Raw genomic sequence first — 20,961 nt, forward strand, 5'->3', positions numbered from 1 at the left:
GTCAGGGGATCCGATCCAGATTGATGAACACCCCGTGCCCCAGATCGATCACGTCCCCCGGAACCAGAGGGGTGTCGTTCTCCGGCAACCGGACGGGTGGGTTTCCGTGACGCCGCAGGTAGGAGCCGTTGCTGGACCCCAGATCGCGGACCAGCACCGACCAGCCCTCCAGGACGAAGGCGATGTGGTTGCTGGAGATGTGACGGTGGGGCAGAGCTATCAGACGCGGTGGCTCCGCCGACGGAAGGGCCGTGGTCCTGGGGTTGCGGCCCGCCACCACGGGACCGCGCAACGGCACCGTCTCGCCACCGGCGATCCGCAACCAGCCCAGCTGCGGTCGCTCCACCAGCCGGGGCTGCTGCTCGCCCATGGGTGCGTCGCACTGGTAGCACTGGATCCGCTGCGGGGGGTTCGGGTGACCCCCGGCACAGAAGACCGCCAGGACCTGCGGCCCGTGGGCTTCGGGAAACGTGGCGATCGGAATCTCGACGTCATCGGCGACGGTCAGACCGTCACGCAGCTCACCTGTGGTGTCCCTCTGCTCGTCCCTCCCGTCAGTTTCGGGTTCCACCGCCTCCGACTCATCCCACAGGTGGGAGTAGGGGCTCTCGGGGGCCGCCCGGGATGCCTCCGGGGGCGGGTCGGCGGGTTCGGACAGGGTGGTGTGCCCTCCGGGCGCCGGGTCTGGTGCCGGGGCGGGGAGGTTCCGTTTGGGGACCGTGATCATCACGGCCGCCTCCCCGGTGTCCTGGCCGGGGCCCTGATCCTCCTCGTGGGCCGGGGGTTTTGCAGGGGACGGTGATCCGGTACCGGCGGACCACGCGACCCGGTCCCCGTCGACGATCCCGCACACGAGCGGCAGGGTTCGTTCGTGCGCGCCCGGGGCCTGCAACTCCGCTGCGACGGCCCCCACCACCAGCTTCTCCTCCCAAGTGGTGATGTCCTCACCGCTCAGCCGGATCTCACGCTCCCCGGTGTGGACCGACACCAACCATGACCCGCGAACGGCCACGTGGGCTCCGCGTTCGTCCAGGATCGCCACGGCAAAAGGTGGGATGTTCAACAGTCCGGCGCCCGTGGTCTCCATCAGGACCTGCAGGAAGGTTTCGAGCCCCGCCTCGTGCCTCACGGCCTCCCAGAGCTTTTCGGCCTGCTCGTCACTGATCCTGCTGTCCAGCAGCGCCATGCCCCGTTCCCAGGCCAGCAGCCTGCAGGTTCCGGGGGCCCATCGCTTGGTCATGGAATCAGCTCCTCCTCCTGAGCGGTCTCGTCGTCACGCAGCGTGGCCTCGTCGATTTCCGTGAGCGCACCGAAGGCCGGAAACACCTCGTCGGCGACCACGACCACCGCCGTCGCGTTGTCCCTTCCCCCGGCGGCGTTCGCCGCATCCACCAGGGCATCGGCCTTCCGCTGGGGATCGGTGCCCTCCAGCAGGATCGCCGTCATCAGATGCTGCGCGAGGTCGGCGTAGAGCCCGTCGGAACAGATCAACACCTGGTCACCCGGTTGCGCCGGGATCAGCCACTGGTCGGGTTGCAGTGGTTTCGTCAGCCCGGCCCCCAACGCGCGGGTGATCACGTTTCGGCTGGCGGTGCCCGGTCCCTCGTAGCGCACGGAGTGGTCTGTGGTGATCTGGGTCAGCGAGCCCCGGCGCAGCAGGTAGACCCGGGAATCACCGACGTTGAAGACCAGCCAGCAGGGATGGCCGGACTGGAGACTGAGCCCCACTCCGGCGACGGTGCTGCCGGGGGGACGTCCCTCTCCCGAGAGCCTGCGGATGGTTGCTGCTGCCGCGTTGACGCCATCTATCACCCCGTCGGAGGTGGCCCAGGTCAGTCCTGCTGGGGGGCGGAAGGCCTCGACCGCCGCCCTTGCGGCATCCTGGCCGTTGGAGTGCCCGCCCATTCCGTCCGCTACCAGGAAGTAGGGAGCGGCGGCCAGGAACGAATCCTCGTTGCGGGGTCGCACCTGTCCCCGGTCGGAGCGGCCGCCGTGGCGCACCTCGAATCTCGGCCGGTCCACATCGGTTCCCGGGGGGATCATGACACGACCTTGAATGAGCGACCACCGAAATGCACCGTCGCCTGGCCGGGAACCTCAATCACCTGCTGTGGGGGGATCCTCATCTTCGTCTCGTTCAACTCGAAGACGACCCCGTTACAGGAACCGATGTCCCTGACCTTGACCCTTCCCCCCTCCGCCACGACCACGATGTGGGTCTTCGACAGCTTCATCGACAGGTCCTCCAAGTCGACCAACCGGGCCTCCCGGAAACCCTCGGGCGCGACGGGATTGCGTCCGAGAACCACCGGGGCATCCAGGGTGAGGAGCGTGTCGTCGTCGAGCTGGATGGTGATTTCCTCCGGGGTGCAGAGACACGCATCCAGTTCCGTCTCATCAACGACCGGGGCCGGTGGTGTCGCGACCGGGAACGACGGCGAGGGCGTCGCCCGGGGTGGTGCGAACGGGGAGGCGACAATCACGCCGGGCGACGAACCGGGTTGCTGGGGGCCGACCGGGGGAGAGGAGACCATGCCGGGCATGGTGACCTGCTGCACCCGCGCCGGGGGAGCCTTGGGGGCTAGAGCGGTCGGGTCGAAGGCATCACGGATCTGCTTCGGATGCACCGCCACCAGGCCCAGCCATCGATCCACCAGCGACTGCCCGTTCCGGTGGGTGAGAGACAGCACGACACCCATGACACCCAGGCTTGCGTAGAACATCAGGGTCGTGAGCAGCCGCCCCAGGAACGCCTTGCCGCCGGCGCGCTGACCGGTCCTCACCGATCGGTACTCGAAGCCCAGCATCGTCGCTGGGACGGTGCGTGACTGGAACAGCAGGAGCACGGTGTTGATCAAGAACCACACTCCGAAGACCGCGGTGCAGGGCACCAACCAGGCGTCATCGATCCTCACTCGGAGCTGGAGCACGATCATCCCCGCCAGGATGGCCTCCGGCAGGGCCAGCAGGACGCGGGCCGATGCCCGCCGGATGGTGGTGACCGTGGCCCCTTTGAAAAGGTCGGGTATCGGTTCACTCGCCACGGGGTTCCTCCTCCGGTTCGGGTTTGGGCTCCACCTTCGTCCGGCGCAGCGAACGCAGCGACAACGCCACCAACGCCCGGCGGTACCAAGGAAGGTCCTTGACCAGTTCCTGTCTGATGTCAGCGGCCGCCCGCCAAGCCAGTTCTGCCACCGGGGCCTCGGGTGGGGCGGGTCCGAAAACGGCTACGTTGATCTGCTCCGCCGTCTGGGTGAGGGGGATATCCGGGTGGATGCGCTGCAACTCGGCTGCGGTTTCGCGACGGGTTCTGCTCCGCGCGGTCTGGAACCCGAGATCCCGTGCCTGGTCCACGATCTCGTCCCAGGCTCCAACCAGGCGGTCCTGGACCTTGGGGGCGTTGCGGCGACGCCCGGCCCGGTGAATCTTCAACCCCAGCACCACCAGGAACGGGGACGAGAGCACCCCGAGCCCGCCCACCACGCCGAGCGTGGCGAACACCAGCCCCCAGTTGATGTTCCAGTTTTCGTCGCCGTCCCTGTCATCGGCCTCCCGATCCGGGATGACCGGCTCCTCGGGAAACTTCTCCGGCGGGTTCGGCGGCGGATCCACCTGCGGTTTGGGTTTCGGTTTGGGTTTGGGGAGCTCGGTGTTGGGCTGCTTGTCACGGTTGGGGGTGGGGTTGAAACTTACCCAGCCGACGTCGGCGAAGTTGGCCTCCACCCAGACGTGGGCCTCGGTTCCCTTCACATCCCAGACATCCCCAGGGTTCTCCTCCGGGTAGAAACCGAGCACCACCCGGGCCGGGATCCCCAGCTGGTTCGCCATCAGGGCCATTGCCGTGGCGTACTGTTCGTCGTCGCCCACCAGGATCGGGCTTTGGAACATCGTGGACAGTCGTTCGGTGGTGTGCCCGGGCCGGGAGCGGTTGCTGTCCTTGGAGCCGTCCGAGTAGTAACCGTCGGCCCTGAGCTTGGTCTCGATGGCCACCATCTGCTCGAAGGGGGTGGACTTGCCCGCGGCATACTCGACGGCCAGCATCGACATGACCTCGGGAACCCGCTCCAGTTTGGCCAGCGGGACGCTTCCCGAATTGGTGGCGCCCAGTGCCGCCCGTTGCTCCTCAGTGGGTTCCGGGGTCACGGATGATTCCAGCCGATAGGTGTCGCCGGAACCCACCCCGGCCGTGGCCAGGACCTGCTGCGCGTTCTGGTTGAAGTAGGTGCCGTCGGCCATCAGATCGGCCCGGTCACCGGAGAACTCCAGCCGGCGCGGCGACCCGGCCAGCGGCACCCAGACCCCGTTGTACTCGCCCACCGAGACCTGCAGGCTCGTGTCGGTGTCGATGTCCTGGGTGATGCTGCGGCCCGTGCGCAGATAGTGGTTGGCGTCCTGGGACACGTTGAACACGTTGCCGTCGTAGGTGTCCATGACCGCCAGCCGCAGCCGGGCCCCGGGTGGCATGCCGGTGACCGTGAACAGGGTCGTGTCCTTCTGGTCCACCTCGTAGCGGCGGTAGCTCATCAGCGGGGAGGGATAGCTGCGCAGGTTCAGCGGGGGTGCGATGTGGTCGCGCAGCACATCGCGTCTGGCATCGACTCCGGTGATACCCGTGGCTGTGATCGCGGCACAGGTCCCGACCCCGAACAGCGCCAGCGCCGCCACCGCCCGGCGGAGCGTCTGCGACGATTCGGCCCGGGAGTTCACGAGGATGTCGGCGTTGTCGGCGCGCTGGGCCGCCAGCTGGTGGAGCCACACCCACCCCAGCATGCACACCCCGAGGGCGGCCCCGAGCCACGTCGCGGTCGGCGCGGTGTGCACACCCATTGCGATGCTCACGGCCAACAGCACCGGGGCCGGCAACAAGGGCCAGAACACGGCGCGGGTGCGTGCCGCCAGGGTCACCGCCACGACTCCCCCCACCAGGCCCAACAGCCACGGCACCACGGCGGGACCGGTGAAGTCGTCGGCCGGGGTGGCAACCGTCAACAGGTCACGCCAGCCCTGGACGCTGAGCAGCACCAGACGACGGAGGGTGTCCGGGGTCGGGACGAACCCGGCGACGGTGGTGCGTGGCAGGGCCACCGCGCCCCCGAACAACAGGTAGACGATCAGCGTCGTGAGGACGGTGAAGAGCAACGAGAACCTGAACCGGGCCGCCAGATAGCCGACCAGCACGCCCAAGGTGATCCCGGCCATTCCGGGCAGGAAACCGGGCCAGCCCCCGAAGGCCGGCTGGAGAGCCACCACCGACGGGAGCAGCAGGACCCAGATCCCGAGGCAACGCAACCCGGAGGCCTTCACGACAGGCCCCGCAATGCCAAGGGCAGCTGGTCCAGCAGCGACACGTCCATGACGGTCAGGTCGCCGAGTTGCCGTCGCGCCAACTCCAGGCCCGTTTGGACGCGCAGCGCGAAGGTCTTGATCTGCAGCGGCAACACCAGTTGCGCGGACCGCAACTCGACGGGGTCGACACCCCCGGTGACGAAGGCCGCCACCGACGCCCCCGGGGTGTCGTGTCCTGCCCGGAGCACGACCTGGCTGAGGTCGGGGCCCTTGTCGATCAACCCCACCCGGCACAGCTCGTCGAGCACCCCAATCGCGTTCGGGAAGGCCACGGGCCCCTCGAAGGTGTACAGGCTGACCTGCCGGTCCTCCAGCAACGCGGCCACGGCCAGCGATGCAGTCACGCTGACCGCGGCCTCGAAGTCGTCCTCGCTCGCGTAGTCGCCACGCAGGGTGGACAGCACCAGCAGGAGGTGGGCGCGCATCGTCTCCTCGAACTGACGGACCATGAGGCGCCCAGTGCGGGCCGTGGTGCGCCAGTGCACGGACCTGCGGTCGTCGCCGGGGATGTAGTCACGCAGGGCGTGGAAGCTGACGTCGGAACTCGACAGGTTCGCGGTCGTGATGCCCTCCACGTCCTTGAGGAAACCGACGGCTGCCAGCTCCACCGGCACCATTCGGGGATGGACGAACAGTTCCATGGGGTCGCTGAACACCTTGGTGCGACGGATCAGACCCACCGGATCCGCCTGCACCGCGCGTACCGGGCCGATGGGAATGACCCCCCGGCGCCGGGTCGGGACGCTGAAGAGCTCCTCGTGCTCGTCGTTCTCTCCCAGGGCGGTGACCCGGAACCGCGCAACCGCCCTGCCCACCGGGAGCTCGATGGTGGTGGCCGGGGTGCCGCCGGGACGTCCACGCAGCAACACCCGGCCCAACCCCGGTTCCCCGATGGGGACCCGCGGCTGGTGCAGTTCCAGCGTCACATCGTGGGCGGGTCGTCGCAGCGTCAGCAGCACCGCGATTATCAACAGCACCAGAGCCAGGAAGGCGAGTCCACGAAACTCCAGCCAGCCGTGGGACCAGCCGATCAACGCGGAGACCCCGCCGACGCCCAGCGTTGCCCAGCCCAGCGGGGTGACGGCAGCGATGAAACTGGCGCCGCGGATTCTCCGCCACAGCGTCAGTGCCTGTTCCCGGAACGCCCTGAACCTCACGATCCCATCAGCCCGCCCGATTCGCAGGTGCCACCACGGAGTCCAACGCCCGGGTGATCACCCGGGAGGCGTTGGAGCCGGCGAATTCGGCGGTGGGAGACATGATGACCCGGTGCGTCCACACCGGGGCCGCGAGGTCCTTCACGTCGTCGGGCATGACGAAATTGCGGCCGTGGGCGGCTGCCCAGACGCGAACGGCCCGCACCATGGCGATCGCGCCCCGGGTGGACACCCCGATCGTGGTGTCCTTGTCCTGACGGGTTGCCTCGGCCAGGTCCTGGATGTAGTCGATGACGGTGGGGTCGATGTAGTTGTCCTTGACCAGGTCGCTCATCTCGCTGACGGCCTGCTGGGAGATCACCGCCGTCAGTGACTTCGACCGGTCGGGTTGCGCCGCGCCCAGCAGGATCTGTGACGCGGCAGCACGGTCGGGGTAGCCGACGCTGGTCTTCATCAGGAAACGGTCCAGCTGGGCCTCCGGCAGTTTGTAGGTGCCAGCCTGCTCGATGGGGTTCTGGGTGGCGATCACCATGAAGGGACGACCCGCCGGGTGGCGCACCCCGTCGACCGTGACCATGGCCTCCTCCATCACCTCCAGCAGCGCCGACTGGGTTTTCGGTGAGGCGCGGTTGATCTCGTCGGCCAGGACGATGCTGGCGAAGATCGGACCCTTGTGGAATTCCCACTGGCTCTTCGACTGGTCGTACATGGTGACGCCGGTGATGTCGGAGGGGAGCAGGTCGGGGGTGAACTGGATGCGGCTGTGGCTGCCCTGGACCGTGGCGGCGATGGCGCGTGCGAGGGCGGTCTTGCCCGTTCCGGGGGAGTCCTCCAGCAGGAGGTGCCCCTCGGCCAGCATGCAGGTGAGTGCCAGCCGGATTACGGATGCCTTTCCCAGCAGCGCCTGTCCCACGTTCTCGGCGAGTTTCGTGAAGGTGTCCGCGAACCAGGCGGCGTGCTCGGGGGTCACTGTCATGGTTGTTCTTGTTCCTTCTCGCTGGTCACTTCTGTGTGCAATATCTGGTGATGTCACCGGAAATGTCTTGCTGGCCGACCACCCAGTTCTTGTACTGGCCCCAGCCCCAGGAACCGTTGGCGTCCATCCGGATCTGGGTGTAGCCGTTCTCGCCGGTGGTGTTCGGCAGGTGGCATTCCACCACGCTGTTGGGCCTGTAGTGCCGGAACTGGACCTCGTAGACATTGCAGCTTCCCCAGGTGCGGGGACACAGGGTGCTGGTCGCCCCCCTGCGTTCGCTGGCCACGGGAGCAGGCCAGGTGGTGCCGCAGGCCTGGTTGGTGACGTGCTGGCCTTCCGAGTTCGTGATGGTGATCGTTGCGCATGCCTGGCTGTTGGGGGCCAGGCCCTCGCGGGTGGTGCTGCCGCTGGCGGCCACCTGTTGGTTGTCGATGGTGACCGTGGAGCTGCGGCCTCCGCTGTTGATGTCAGCGCTCCAGCTGTAGGTCACCGACTGGTAGCCGCCGGAAGCAGAGATGCTCGGAACCGACGGTGGTCCGTAGGTGTTCACGGAGGCCGTCGCGGACTCCCCCTCGGTGGTTTCACCCCTGACGTTGGCCACCGGGGTTAGGGAGACCTGGACGTCGCGCCCGTTGACGAAGACGCCGTTGGTGACCGTCTGGCCGTTCGTTACGGTGCCGCTCGCGCCATTGGCGTTCCACCGGTAGCTGATCTCGTCGGGTCGGGCGCCGTTCCCGGCCCCGGCGGTGAAGGAGAACGTCACCTGGTTGGGCACCCCGGTGGGTTTCAACGAGAAACCGATGGGGGTGCCGGGTGGCTGGTAGAAACGCACCGCGTTCGAGGTGGGGGAAGGGTCGCTCCACTTCTTGGACTTGTTGGTGGAACGCACGGTGAAGGTCTTGTCGTTCGAGTCGGTGCTCATGCTTACCGTGGTCTGGGTGTCCTGGCCCGAGTACACCACCTGACCCGAGGTGCTCTCGGTCACCTCATAGATGAGGTTGTCATCGCCGTTGACGTTCGAGGGCTTGCTCCAGGACAGCGACGCCCGCGGCGTCACCCCGGCGGTGGCCCGGCTCATGCTCACCGTCGGTGCGCCCTGCCCCGACGGCGCTCCGGCGGGAACCTCGGCGGTGGACCAGTCGCTCCACAGGTAGTCGGCCTCGCGGGCCACGTTGTTGTCCGCGTAGCGGTTGACGGCCTGGATGCGGAACCGGTACGCGGTGCCGTTGGTCAGCCCCGTGAAGGTGTGGGAGGTGTCGCTGGTGAAGAACGCCGTCTGTCCACCGATCCCGGGCGAGACCTGGATGTTGTACTTCTCCACCGGTGAACCCCCGTCGGGCACCTGGGTGGCGGGCCAGCTGAGCGCGATCTCCCGGTCACCAGCGGTGGCGGTGGGTACCGCCGGCTGGTTCGGGCGCACGTCGGGATGCGCCTGGACGGGGTTCGAGGGCTCGGAGGTTCCGACCTCGGTGACCTGGGTGACCGTGAAGGTGTAGTCGGTGTTGTTGGTGAGTCCGGTGATGCGGCAGTTGGTGACGGTTCCGCAGTTCTGGCTGCCTCCGTTCCACGAGACCTGGAAGTGGTCCAGGGATCCGCCCTGCAGGTCGCCCTGGGCCCAGGCCAACTCAACGGTGCGGGAGACGTCTGACCGGGCGGTCAGGTCCGTCGGTGCCAGCGGGGTGCCCTTGACCATCAACGTGACCTGCCCCGTGACCTGCCGGGAAGCGTCCCCCGTGGCATCGGATGCGGTGTAGTTGACCACGACGGTGCCGATCTCGGTGGGTGTCACGGACAGGTCGGTGCCGTTGACCGAGACCTCGGCCTTTCCCTGCCGTGCGGTGGCGCCGCTGATCGTGATGGCCCCGCCCTGGTCGGCGAACGGGTTCGTGATGGCGGTGGTGAGGTCGAAGACCTTCACCTGACCGACGCGCCCATCGGACGCGATGAGCTCCGTCGTGGTCATGAGGGGCCGTGTGGTGCCCACCACGGTGACGGGAATCTTCATCTCCAAGGGGTCGGTTTTTCCGTCGTGCACCCGGACCACGACCTCTCCCGCATCGCCGAGCGGGGCCTCGGCGGTGGCTGAGATCTGCATCTCCTTCCCGGAGACCTTCACGTTCAGCGTTTCCGGGGCGGAGACCAGCGAATAGGTCATCGCCTCGTTGTCCCCGGGGTCGGGGTCATTGACCATGTCGCTCAGCTTGACGCTGGCCTGCTCCCCCTTGGCCACCGTAACCTGTGAGGGACGCAGCTCCGGGGGAACCATGCCAGAGGCCTCCACCTCGACGGGCAGGGAGAGGGTGGATCGCAGACCGTTCGGGTCGTCGAGGCTCTCGCCGTCGTGCACCCCGAAGGCGAGGGTCGTCGGGCCGTAGAAGGAGGCGTCGGGGGTGAACTCGATAACCGTGTCGCTGACGACCTTGGCGGAGGCGCCCGTTCCGACCACCAACGACTCCCCCGATGTGAGTTTCGGCGAGTGGCCACGGCGGGTCAACACGTGCTCGGACAGCTCGACGTGCAGGGTCTGGCCGGCCTTCACCTTGGCGGGAACCGTCTCGGGGTTGAGGGTGGGGGGAACGTTCGCGACCCCGGGAACGAAGATGGCGGCGCGGGCGGTGCCGCCGTCCTTGTCGGTGATGGTGTAGAGCAGTACTTGGGGGTCGTCGGAAACCGGTACCCGGACCTGTCCCGATTCGACGACTCCCGGGGACTCGACCTCGATCCGCAGGTCGTCCTGGCTGCCGTCGGGGTCGCTGTCGTTCTTGAGCACGGGAACCTCGACCTCGGTCTTCCCCAGAACCTTGGAGACCGGAAGCCGGTCGTCCACCGCCACCGGCGGTTTGAGCGGTGCCTGTTCGTCGACGATCAGGGTGCCGTAGCCGGTCACGGAAGCCCCGCCGCGGTCGGTGATGCCGTAGCTGAACTTGTAGATGCCTGGTTCGGTGGGTGCGACCAGCTTGACATCCTGCCCGACGATCTCGAGGTCGGCCTCCCAAGGGGCCTGGGCTCTGGCGGTGCCCGCGATGATGCGGATCTCGTCGCCGTCGGGATCCACATCGTTCCTGGTGACGGGGATCTCCACGGTTCGCCCGGGACGCACCGTCACCTGGTCGGGCACCGCCACGGGGAGCTGGTTGATACTCGGCGGCGGCACGACGCCTATCTGGATACTGGCCTCACCGGTGGCGCCGAACCGGTCCCGCACCTGGTAGGTGAACGAGTCCGTGCCCTTGGAGCCGTGGGCGGCGCTGTAGGTCAGGTAGCCCTCCTCGATCTTGACGCTGCCCAGTTTGGGAGCCTGGGAGGAACCCTCCACGAGTTCCACGGAGTCGCCGTCGGGGTCGACCCCGTTCATGGACACCGCCACCGTGGTCTCCGCGCCCGCGAAGACCCGGCCCGTGACGGGACGCGGGGTGGGTTTCTGGTTCGCGCTCTCCCGGGCGCGGATGGCGATGTCGATCTTGCCGCTGGCGTGGTTCCCGGCGGAGTCGCGCGCGGTGTAGACCAAAGTGGTATTGCCCGCGGTGCTCCCGGCGCGGAAACGCACCAGGTCACCGGAGACGAAGGCCTCACCCAGGCTGGAATCGCCGCGCACGTCCACCTCGGGGGCGACATCCAGTTCCAGGCCGGTGGGTGAGTAGTCGTTCGACAGCACGGGAACCGCCACGATGTCGCCGGCCCGCACCACTGCGGTGTCGTCGATGACCACGGGGGGCTGGTTGCTCAACCGGGGCGGCTGCGGCAGCACCACCACCCGGGCGGTCGCCGACTCGCGGCCGTTGGAGACGGTGTAGGAGAAGGTGCGGGGGCCGCTCAGCTCTTTGGACGCCGAGATGCGCAGCGTCGAGTGATCCTTCACCTCGACGGTGATGTCCTGCCCTGCGTCGACGGAGACCGACTGTACCGCCAGAACCCCGCCGAGTGGGTCGGAGTCGTTGTCCAGGACGTTCGCCAGCACCGGGGCGTCGGAGGGCAGCAGGGCGAGGTCGTCCTGGGCGCTGGGTTTCGGGTCGATGGTCGCGGGGTCCTGCACATCGACGCGGATCTTGCCGCTGGATGCGTTCGGTCCGTCGGAGACGACGTAGGTGAGCTCGTGGGAGCCGACGCGGGTGGAGGAAAACGTCGCCTCGGCCTTCTCGTAGTCTGCCTCCAGGGTTTCGTCCGCGGCCGGTTTGCCCACGTCCGAGAGCATGAGGGCCTCGCCGTTGGGGTCGGAGTCGTTGCTCAGGGGACGCATCAGCACCTGCTCCCCCACGTTGACCACGTAGTGGTCGGCATTGGCCACCGGCGGTAGGTTTGTGGAGCCGGAGGAGACCTGAACGGGTATTTTCTCGGTGGCCTCGGTGGTTCCGTCGGAGACCGTGAGGGTCAGTTCCCGGGAGCCGGGTCCGGCCGTTCCCAGGTCGCGCACCGAGACGAAGCCGTCTTGGCGGAAGGTGACGGCCAAGCCCTCGTCTGCTGTCGCGTTGACCAGGTAGATCGGGTCGCCGTCGGGGTCGGTCCAGTCGGGCAGGGCCGAGTACTCCACCGTCGCCCGCTCGGTCATGGTGACGGTGTTCTTGCGTGCCAGCTGGGGTTCCCCGTTGTCCGATGTGGGGGTCACCGTCACGGTGGCGGTGTTGGACAGCTCCTCCCCGTCGAAGGCCTGATAGGTGAACGTCGCGGGGTTTGTGGTCTCGGGGGGCAGGAAGATCTGGATCGAACGACCGTTCCGGCCGAGCGATACTTGCACGTTGTCGGGGACGTCCACGAGTTTCACCGTCAGCACGTCGCCGTCGGGGTCGATGTCGTTCAGCAGCACCGGAAGAGTGGTGTTTTTACCGGGACGGGCACCCAGGTTGTCGTCGGTCGCGACGGGGGGTTCCTGTTTGGCGTTGCTTTCGTTGGCCCGTTCGCGCTGGTTCTCGTCGGTCTGCTGCTCGTCGGTCTGGTTCTGGTTCTCGATCTGGGACTTCACGTTGTCCCAGTCGTTGACGATTGCCATGTTTTCGTTCGGCAGGTAAATGTTGCCAGCCGCGTCGTTGATGACGACGATGTCGCGGCTGACCCGGAACACCAGGCCGCTGCTGGTGGCCAAGGTGTCGTTGACGTCGTTGACGTCGTCGGATTCTCCAGGACAGTCGCGCACGTGGGCGCCGGAACCAGACCACACCCCGTAGACACAACCCGCGACATCCACCGGAGCCGCCGGCTTCCCGGAGGGCACCACGGTGCGTTGTGGGGTTCCGCCGCCCAGCGGGATGGTGAGCAGCGCCTCGGGGGTTGCGACGCTGACGTGGTCGCGTTCCAGGCTGGGCTGCTGGGCCAGGGAACCCGCGGTGATCTCGGCCACATCGATGCTGGAGCCCGCCGTCTGGATCCGGCCCTCGTCGACGGCCACCAGCCGGTTGGCCGCCACCGTCAGCTGGGTGCTGGATGTCATGCCCTGCGGAAGGGAGCCGCTGGGCTCGGCCTGGAAATGGTTGCTGGAGCCGGTGATCCTCGTGATGACCCCGGATTCATCGACCACGAAACCGACACCGTCACGACCCACCACGACGTGGGGGGAATCGACGCCCTCCAGCAGCGGGGCGGCGCCAGGGGAGAAATCGGCTAACCGATCCAGGCTGGTTGCCCAGACCTTGCCGCCGTCCGTGTCCGCCACCAAGACCGTGTTCGCGCCGTGACTGTACTCCAGGTTCCCGGTGGCGATTCGGTTACCCAGCGTCAGGGTCGCGGTGTCAACGGTCCTGGCGGCCTTGTCTGCCTTGTCCTGCAGCAGGACCCGGTTGCCCTCCTGGGAGATATCGAAGTCGCGTGTCGGAGCGTTCAGACCGCCGTCGATGACGCGCGACTGGTAGTTCAGATGTCCGGCCATTCCCTGGGCGGTGTTGGTCACCCACACCCCGCCGTCATTCAGATCCACTTCCTCGGCCGGGATGCCTTGATGCGCGAACGCGAATCCCCCTAGGGCAAGCACGAGCAACGCGGTTACTCCACTCTCCACCCTGCGGCGAATGATCGGTTGCGCAACTCCTCGAATAGTTGATTGCACAACTACCCCCCCGGGACAAATCAGCTGAACTCGTCAAGCATAGCCAAAATGGAAGTTCTTGCTCTATACCCCGGGTAAAAGATCTCGTGGAATCCTAGGGAAGGAATTTGCGATTCGCTCAGTCCCCGAGACCCGTTCCCACGTCGCGGGCGGTCTGGATCCACGGATGGTCCGGTGGGACCTGCGCCAGGACGCCCGCGACCTTCTTCAGGTCGACGGGTTCGGTGCCGTCGCCCCTGCTCGCGACCATCACCCCGCTGACCCCGTCGGCGATCAGGTCGGCGGCGGCGGTGCCGATCCGCGACCCCAGCAGCCGGTCCTCCGCGCACGGCGTCCCGCCGCGCTGCACGTAGCCGAGGATGGTGACGCGGGTTTCCAGGCCCGTCGCGTCCTCCAGGGCGCGGGCCAGCCGGAAGGTGTGTTCGCGGTGGTCGTCGAGGACCCGCGCCAGGTGCGACTTCGCGGCCGCCTTCTCCTGCGGTGTCCCGGCGGCCTTCTTCAGTGACTCGGCGGCGGCAATGGCCTGCGCGGCCGCGGTGTCGTTGGCTCCCTCGGCCACCGCGATCACGCTGAAGTTGGTGCCGTGCGCCTGCCGGGCCCGGATGGTCTCGGCGATGGCTTCGACGGTGTACGGGATCTCGGGGATCAGGATGACATCGGCGCCGCCCGCGATGCCCGCGCCCAGCGCCAGCCAGCCCGCTTTGTGGCCCATGATCTCCGCCAGGATCACCCGGTGGTGGCTGTGGGCGGTGGAGTGGAGCCGGTCGATGGCGTCGGTGGCGATCTCCAGGGCCGTGGAGAAACCGAAGGTGTTGTCGGTGTGGGCGACGTCGCGGTCGATGGTCTTGGGCAGGTGCACCACCGGGATGCCGGCCTCCGACAGGCGCAGCGCGTTCTTCGCGGTGCCACCGCCACCCAGCATCACCAGACAGTCGAGGTCGGCCTGCTCGACGACATCCTTGATGGTGGGGATGGCGTCGACGACCTCGCCGCCCATGCGCATGCGGTGCACCTTGTCGCGGCTGGTACCGAGGATGGTGCCACCGACGGTGAGGATCCCGGACAGCGCCTCGGGGCCGAGCTGGAAGCACCGGTTCTCAGCCAGGCCGCGCACGCCGTCACGGAAACCGATCAACTCCATTTTGTGTCTGCCGATGGCCGCCTTGCCCAGCCCGCGGATGGCCGCGTTCAAGCCGGGAGAGTCGCCGCCCGCCGTCAGAACACCGATGCGTTTCGCATTGCCCATGAGAACCTCCTTGTCCGTCCCCGAGCCTACTCCGAAGCGGGATTTGCCGCTGGGCACTAGTTTTGACCCATGCAGCGAGTACTGGTTGGGTATGCGACCCGCGCGGGTTCCACGGCCGAGGTGGCCGGGATCATCGCCGACGAACTGCGTGCCCGGGGCGTCGACGTCGTGTTGGCCGACCTGCGCGACGACCCCGACCCGGCTGGTTTCGACGGGTTCGTGCTGGGCAGCGCCACCCAGGCGATGACGTGGCTGCCGGAGTCGCTGACGTGGCTGCGCAACCACGGGGAAAAGATCGGCCGGGCCGCGCTGTTCAATCTCTCCATCACCGCCGTCGACCCCACCAAGCAGGACGTCGCGCTCGGCCACAACAAGGCCGCCGCGGAACTGGTCGAGGCCAGCGCACAGGCCGCCTTCGCGGGTCGTTACGCACCCGAGAGGGTCGGTTTCTTCAAGAAACTGCTGCTCTGGGTCCTCGCGAAGAAACCCGTCGATCACGTCGACCCCCCGACGGTTCGCGCCTGGGCCCGGGAGCTCGATTTCACGAGGACGAGCGAAACATCTTGAGGAAACGGGAGGCCGACTCCTGGCGTTCCCCGTGATCCTCCATGGCCTCTTGGCCGAAGCCTTCCGGCCCAACGGCCTCGACGGCGCGCTCCTTGTTTGATGTCCAGTGGGTGTTGCGACGGTCTGGCAGGATTGCGTCATGTATCCGATCTACACACCCGACTCCGGCCGTTACGACGGCCGCATGCCCTACCGTCGCTGCGGACGTTCCGGGCTGCTGCTTCCGGCGATGTCGTTGGGACTGTGGCAGAACTTCGGCGACGACAAACCTCTCGGTGTGCAGCGGGCGATCATTCGTCGCGCCTTCGACGCCGGCATCACCCATTTCGACCTGGCCAACAACTACGGCCCGCCCTACGGTCAGGCGGAGATCAACTTCGGAACCATCTTCCGGCAGGATCTCGCGCCGTTCCGCGACGAGTTGATCATCTCCACCAAGGCCGGCTGGGACATGTGGCCGGGCCCCTACGGGCAGGGCGGCGGGTCGCGCAAGTACGTGCTGGCCTCCCTCGACCAGTCGCTGGAGCGCATGGGCCTCGATTACGTCGACATCTTCTATTCGCACCGTTTCGACCCCGACACGCCGATCGAGGAGACCATGATGGCCCTCGACCAGGCGGTGCGATCCGGCCGGGCGCTGTACGTCGGCATCTCGTCGTACTCGGCTGCCAAGACCCGGGAAGCGGCCCGCATCGCCCGGGAGCTCGGCACCCCGCTGCTGATACACCAGCCCAGCTACAACATGTTCAACCGCTGGGTCGAGACCGGTGGGCTCGTCGACGCCTGCGAGAGCGAGGGCATGGGCATCATCGCCTTCACCGCCCTGGCGCAGGGGCTGCTAACCGACCGCTACCTCAACGGAATCCCCGACGACTCCCGGGCCGCGCGCGACGGGTCGCTGAGCCGCGACCAGCTCACCGACGAAACCCTCGGCCGGGTTCGTGCCCTCAATGAGATCGCCCGCGACCGGGGGCAGTCGCTGGCGCAGCTGGCACTCGCCTGGGTGCTGCGCGACCCACGAGTCACTTCGACGCTCATCGGGGTGTCGTCGCTGCGGCAGCTCGAATCCAACCTGGGAGCCCTGGAGAACATGGTTTTCACCGACGACGAGCTGGCCGCCATCGACCAGCACGCCGTCGAATCCGGGGTCAACCTCTGGGTCAAACAGACCGAGGACTGAAAACTCGAACAATGCACACCTTGCACACTTGAGACATTCAAGGTGTGCATGCTGTGCTATCATTGATCGCATGGCACTTCGAAGTATCACCATCAATCCTGAAGCCGTGCGTGCCCCTGCAAACAGCGGCGAATGGCCGGAGTGGATGGTCGAGATCGCGGAGTACGTGAAACGAGCCGCTTCGTTGGGAGAATCGGTGACGCTCACGGCCAAGCGGAGGGTGCTCACGCCTGCGCAGGTTGCTGATCTAACCGGGGTGTCGAGATCGACGATTTCGCGAAAAATCGCTGCCGGGGAACTACGTGCGGTAAAAATCGGAAACCGGAATCAGATCCCATATGAGGAGTTCGAGCGATTCTGGCAGGCGACCATGGGTGACGTCATTGAGATCAGCCGGGGCGAGATAAGAACAGACCTGTTCGGTGACTGACGATCCGATTCGCGTCTTTCTCGATGCGAACGTCTTGGTCAAACCTGTCACCCGCACCCTCTTGATGGTGGGCGGGCCGCTCAGCGGTTTCGCTGTCGTGTGGAGCGAAACCGCTGAGCGGGAAGCTGCACGTCACATGAAACCAAACGCACTTTCGCCGACCATCGTCCGACAGCGGTTTGGGGGAGAGCTTAGCCCCGTTGGTGAAGGTGCAAGTAGGTTTCTCGGAACGACGGCGGAGGACAGGCAGATCCTTGCTGATGCCGTCGCGGCCAAGGCGGGTTTCCTGATTACGGCAGATGTGGATGATTTTGCAGAGGCTGATCTGGCATCTGTCGGTATTTCGGCGGTTAATCCAGATCTTTTCCTTGCCGCCAAATTGACTCGAAAAGCCTATGCGGCAGTGATCGATCTGTTTGTCGAACGACAGGTCGCTCCCCCAACGACGGCGGCTGAATTTCACAGTGCCATTGCTCGGCAGCACCCGCTGTTGTTTGCTACGCATGCTGATATCTATGACATCGCACCCATGCCCAGCGTCCATTCCGCGCCAACGGTGCTGTTCCGCGGCGAACGTCCCCTACGGATCGAGGACTGAGAGCCGGGTTCACACTCGCAGGTCGCGTCTGGTGAACAGCGGGAAGGACGCTGCCAGCAGCACCACCGACCCCGCCAGCAGGATCGCGATGTGCCCCCAGTCGGCTCCGTTCTCCAAGGGGCTGGCGGCCCCGTACCAGTGGAATGGGGAGATGCGGGCCCAGTCGGCGAGGTCGGGGTTCATGGGCATGGTGGTGTTGATGACGTAGCCGACCAGCCCCACCCCGGTCGCGGTCCAGGTGGCCGCTGCCGGGGTGCCGAGGGCGGCCACCGCCAGCAGCGCCGCCGAGCCGATGAACAACCCCAGTGCCAGCAGGTGTGCGGTGGCGCCCGCGACGTTCTCCGTCGCCAGACCCATCGAGCCCAGCTGGACCCCGCCCCAGATCCCGAGCCCCGTCAGCCCCGTGACCAGAGCGATGAGCGTCGCCTGCGCCGCCATCGCCGTGGCCAGCATCCGGGTGCGGGTGGTGGGGGTGGACAGCAGCACGCCGAGCCGGCCCGAACGTTCGTCCGACCCCAGCCGCGACGCCACCGCCGCGCCGGCCAGGATCACGGCTGCGGGGGCCATCAGACTCATCGTCTCGCCCCAGTAGAACCCGGCGGGGGAGGCCATGTCGGTGGCGCCCCAGACCTGCATGAGCTCGGGTGGCATCGACTTTGTCGCCATCTCCAGCTGCGGGGCCATCTGCTCGTACAACGGACCCATCAACAGGCCCATCACCGCGAACATCACCACACCCAGCACCAGGAGCAGACCGGTGTGACGGGAGACCAGGAGGCGGTAGCGGGAGGGTCCGCGACCAGCCGCCGAACCGGTCCATCTGGTTGTGGCGTGCCTGGCCGGTCGTGTCCTCGTCGCTGTTCGACGCAGGTCGCGGACCATCAGGCCGGCGACCCCGACGGCCAGCAGCACCGCCGCGACGCCGAGCATCAACGCCAGGTAGCCGCCGTCGATGCCGTTCAGCAGCACCGTCGGTTTGCTGTACCAGTACCACGGGATGAACTGCGCCAGGTCGCGGCCCTCCGACCACTGGGGCAGCAGCCCGGCGAACAACCAACCGAGCCCGAGGATCGCGGAACCAGCCCCTGTCGCCAGGCCGCGGCTCCCGGTGGCACCTCCGACCGCGAACGCGACGCCCCCGTACACCAGGGCATTGGCTCCCAGCGCCAGGCAGAGCTCCCCGAGATGGGCGTCCCCCAGCGTGAGGTCGAAGGGCAGACTCGCCAGCGCGGCCGCACCCCACAGCCCCAGCGACGTCACACCGACCGCCAGCACCAGCACCGCGGCCTTCGTCGCGCCGACACCGACCCGGGAGACGGGATGGCTGAGCAGCAGCGGCAGCGTGCCGTCCTTCTCCTCACCCGCGACCAGCTGCGCCCCCACCGCGACGGCGAACCCCGCCACCGCGATCGCGCCCAGGAAACCGAGCATCTGCGTGTAGGACATCACCGGGGCCGAGGCGCCGGCGGGAATCCCGGCCATCGCTAGCAGCGCGGGCGGCAGGGATGCGTAGACATTGGTGTCCATTGACTGCACCATTGCGACCCCCATCAGCAGGAAGGCGAGGATGCACGCGACGATGACGCAGACGGCCTTCCAGCGCGGCAGCAGACCGCGTCCCAACACTGCGAGGGTGGTCATGACTGCTCCTGGTAGAACGCGAGGAAGATCTCCTCCAGGTCGGCGTCGTGGGCGGTCAGGTCGACGACGCGACGGCCGCCGAGTGAACTGAGCAACGTTCCGAGCTCCCCGTCGAAGGCCATGCGCACCCGCGGCCCGTCCACGGTGATGTCGCGGGCCCCGGGGATGCGGACGAAGTCGCGCGGATCGGCGTCGCGGTCCAGGAGCAGATCGACGCGCCGCACCGAGCGCAGGTCCGCGACGTTCTCCACCGCCACCAGGCGGCCCGCGCGGATGATGCCGACCCGGTCGGCCACCTGCTGCACCTCGGAGAGGGTGTGGGAGGACAGGAACACGGTGCGGCCCTCCGCGACGATCTCCCGCAGCACCTGGTGGAACTCGTGCTGCACGAGGGGGTCGAGGCCGGCGTTGGGTTCGTCCATGATGATCAGCTCGGGTTTGTGCATCAACGCGGCGATCAGCCCCACCTTCTGACGGTTCCCCGAGGACAGCTCCCCGACGCGCTTGTCGAGGTTCGCGTCGAGTCGCTGCCGGAGCTCATTGACGTGATTCCAGTCGACGCCGCCGCGCAGCCGGGCGAAGAACCGCAGTGTCTGCGCGCCGGTCATCGCGGGGTAGAGGGCCAGGTCGCTGGGCAGGTAGCCGAGCCGGCGGTGGATCGCCGCGGCGTCGCGGCGGGAGTCGAGGCCGAGCAGCCGGGCGGTGCCGCCGGTGGCGCGGATCTCGTCCAGGAGGATGCGGATGGTGGTGGACTTGCCCGCGCCGTTGGGGCCGAGGAATCCGAAGATCTCCCCGGTGTGAACCTCCAGGTCGATGCCCTTCAACGCCTCGAAGGAGCCGTACTTCTTCCGGAGCTCCCTCACCTCGATGGCGTTCATTGCTCTTTCTCCTTCCTTTCTCCTGTCTCCTCCAGCTGGGGTTGCATCTGCTCCAGCAGGTGCGGGGTGAACAGGCTCGCGAACAGCGTGAGTTGGGCCTGCACGTAATTCCTGACCCCCGGTTCGGCCGCGATGTCCTCGGCGGCGATGTCGATGTCGAGGAGGCGTTTCAGGTGGCGGCCCAGCACCAGCGAACCCAGCGAGTAGATGGTCAGCATCCGCGCCGCGACGGGAACGTCGGGGATGGGGGTCAGCAAACCTGCGTCGATGGCGCGGCGGATGTAGTCGGCGGCGTCGTCGGCGAGCTGGTCGACGAGAGCGTCGATGGCGGCGCTGGATTCGGTGAGGCGGTGGGCCAGGTAGCCGAGGATGTTGTCCTGCCCGGTTTCCCGCAGGGTTTCCAGCACGTTGGGCATCGGCCCGCGGATGGCATCGTTCTTGGCGTTGCGGATCAGCGTGGCGACGTGCTCGTCGCAGGTCAGCAGCAGGCCATCCATGGTGCCGAAGTGGTGCCGGATCAACCCGATGGACACCTCCGCCCTAGCCGCGACGGAGCGCGCCGTGGGTTTCTCACCCGCCGCGATGAGCGCGATGGTGGCGTCACGGAGTCGCGCCCGGGCTGTCAGATCAGCAATCATGATACAAGCGTATAAGAAGCTGAACGCTTGTACAAGGACCGGGCGTGTCGAACCCGCTCTTCTTCAAAGAACCACTGAAATCCGCACCCCCTCCCGTACACGAAACGCAGGAGAAAAACGGTTCAACGTCGTGTGGCGACGTTGAACCGTCGAACCTCCGCGATTCGTGAACAGGTAAGGAGGGGTTCGTCAGCTCGGGAGGCAGACCCGACCACGAGTCCTCGGACATGCGCACGGTGGTTTCGACTCGACCGGCTCGCTGGCGCTCGC

The 20,961-nt window shown here is 67.1% G+C and carries 15 protein-coding genes; 4 read left to right on the forward strand and 11 right to left on the reverse strand.

All coding sequences use genetic code 11. The annotated features are described in order from the left end of the window. Position 1 precedes the first annotated feature (1 nt). From ACO6D6_RS08530 to ACO6D6_RS08565, 8 genes are all read right to left on the reverse strand, one after another. A complete protein-coding gene (locus tag ACO6D6_RS08530; RefSeq protein ID WP_484784839.1) occupies positions 2-1,240 on the reverse strand; it encodes an FHA domain-containing protein in 1,239 nt (412 codons plus the stop codon). After that, entirely contained in the window at positions 1,237-2,043 is an 807-nt protein-coding gene (locus ACO6D6_RS08535) for a PP2C family protein-serine/threonine phosphatase (RefSeq protein WP_484784840.1), read from the reverse strand. The genes ACO6D6_RS08530 and ACO6D6_RS08535 overlap by 4 nt, the downstream gene beginning before the upstream one ends. Further along, a complete protein-coding gene (locus ACO6D6_RS08540) occupies positions 2,040-3,044 on the reverse strand; it encodes an FHA domain-containing protein (RefSeq protein ID WP_484784841.1) in 1,005 nt (334 codons plus the stop codon). Before ACO6D6_RS08540 ends, ACO6D6_RS08535 begins: the two co-directional genes overlap by 4 nt. After that, positions 3,034-5,304 (reverse strand): transglutaminase TgpA family protein, encoded by a 2,271-nt coding sequence (locus ACO6D6_RS08545; RefSeq protein ID WP_484784842.1) that lies wholly within the window; start codon positions 5,302-5,304, stop codon positions 3,034-3,036. The genes ACO6D6_RS08540 and ACO6D6_RS08545 overlap by 11 nt, the downstream gene beginning before the upstream one ends. Next, entirely contained in the window at positions 5,301-6,503 is a 1,203-nt protein-coding gene (locus tag ACO6D6_RS08550) for a DUF58 domain-containing protein (RefSeq protein WP_484784843.1), read from the reverse strand. Before ACO6D6_RS08550 ends, ACO6D6_RS08545 begins: the two co-directional genes overlap by 4 nt. A gap of 7 nt (positions 6,504-6,510) precedes the next feature. Further along, entirely contained in the window at positions 6,511-7,479 is a 969-nt protein-coding gene (locus ACO6D6_RS08555; RefSeq protein ID WP_484784844.1) for an AAA family ATPase, read from the reverse strand. 25 nt (positions 7,480-7,504) lie between these two features. Beyond that, on the reverse strand, positions 7,505-13,384 hold the full coding sequence (locus tag ACO6D6_RS08560) for an Ig-like domain-containing protein (protein WP_484784845.1): 5,880 nt from the start codon (positions 13,382-13,384) through the stop codon (positions 7,505-7,507). A 247-nt stretch (positions 13,385-13,631) separates the two neighbouring features. Continuing rightward, positions 13,632-14,759 carry a 6-phosphofructokinase gene (locus ACO6D6_RS08565; protein WP_484784846.1) on the reverse strand — a complete coding sequence of 376 codons (1,128 nt, stop codon included), beginning with the start codon at positions 14,757-14,759 and terminating at the stop codon, positions 13,632-13,634. A 69-nt stretch (positions 14,760-14,828) separates the two neighbouring features. Between ACO6D6_RS08565 and ACO6D6_RS08570 the strand changes: the two genes are divergently transcribed. The 4 genes from ACO6D6_RS08570 to ACO6D6_RS08585 all read left to right on the forward strand — a co-directional run bounded on the left by ACO6D6_RS08570 (position 14,829) and on the right by ACO6D6_RS08585 (position 17,534). Further along, complete coding sequence (locus ACO6D6_RS08570; protein ID WP_484784847.1) at positions 14,829-15,326, forward strand: flavodoxin domain-containing protein; 498 nt, start codon at positions 14,829-14,831, stop codon at positions 15,324-15,326. Positions 15,327-15,465: 139 nt separating this feature from the next. Beyond that, positions 15,466-16,506 (forward strand): L-glyceraldehyde 3-phosphate reductase, encoded by a 1,041-nt coding sequence (mgrA, locus tag ACO6D6_RS08575; protein ID WP_484784848.1) that lies wholly within the window; start codon positions 15,466-15,468, stop codon positions 16,504-16,506. Between the two features lie 70 nt (positions 16,507-16,576). Continuing rightward, a complete protein-coding gene (locus ACO6D6_RS08580; RefSeq protein ID WP_061787454.1) occupies positions 16,577-16,936 on the forward strand; it encodes a helix-turn-helix domain-containing protein in 360 nt (119 codons plus the stop codon). After that, complete coding sequence (locus tag ACO6D6_RS08585; protein ID WP_484784849.1) at positions 16,929-17,534, forward strand: hypothetical protein; 606 nt, start codon at positions 16,929-16,931, stop codon at positions 17,532-17,534. The genes ACO6D6_RS08580 and ACO6D6_RS08585 overlap by 8 nt, the downstream gene beginning before the upstream one ends. Positions 17,535-17,543: 9 nt before the next feature. Here the strand turns inward: ACO6D6_RS08585 and ACO6D6_RS08590 are convergent, their stop codons facing one another. From ACO6D6_RS08590 to ACO6D6_RS08600, 3 genes are read right to left on the reverse strand one after another with little or no spacing between them, the layout of a single operon-like run. After that, on the reverse strand, positions 17,544-19,175 hold the full coding sequence (locus ACO6D6_RS08590) for an ABC transporter permease subunit (protein ID WP_484784850.1): 1,632 nt from the start codon (positions 19,173-19,175) through the stop codon (positions 17,544-17,546). Further along, positions 19,172-20,053, reverse strand: a complete 882-nt coding sequence (locus ACO6D6_RS08595) for an ABC transporter ATP-binding protein (RefSeq protein WP_484784851.1) — start codon at positions 20,051-20,053, stop codon at positions 19,172-19,174. Before ACO6D6_RS08595 ends, ACO6D6_RS08590 begins: the two co-directional genes overlap by 4 nt. Then, positions 20,050-20,691, reverse strand: a complete 642-nt coding sequence (locus tag ACO6D6_RS08600) for a TetR/AcrR family transcriptional regulator (RefSeq protein WP_484784852.1) — start codon at positions 20,689-20,691, stop codon at positions 20,050-20,052. The genes ACO6D6_RS08595 and ACO6D6_RS08600 overlap by 4 nt, the downstream gene beginning before the upstream one ends. Positions 20,692-20,961: the final 270 nt, after the last annotated feature.

The organism is Arachnia sp., from assembly GCF_057238465.1.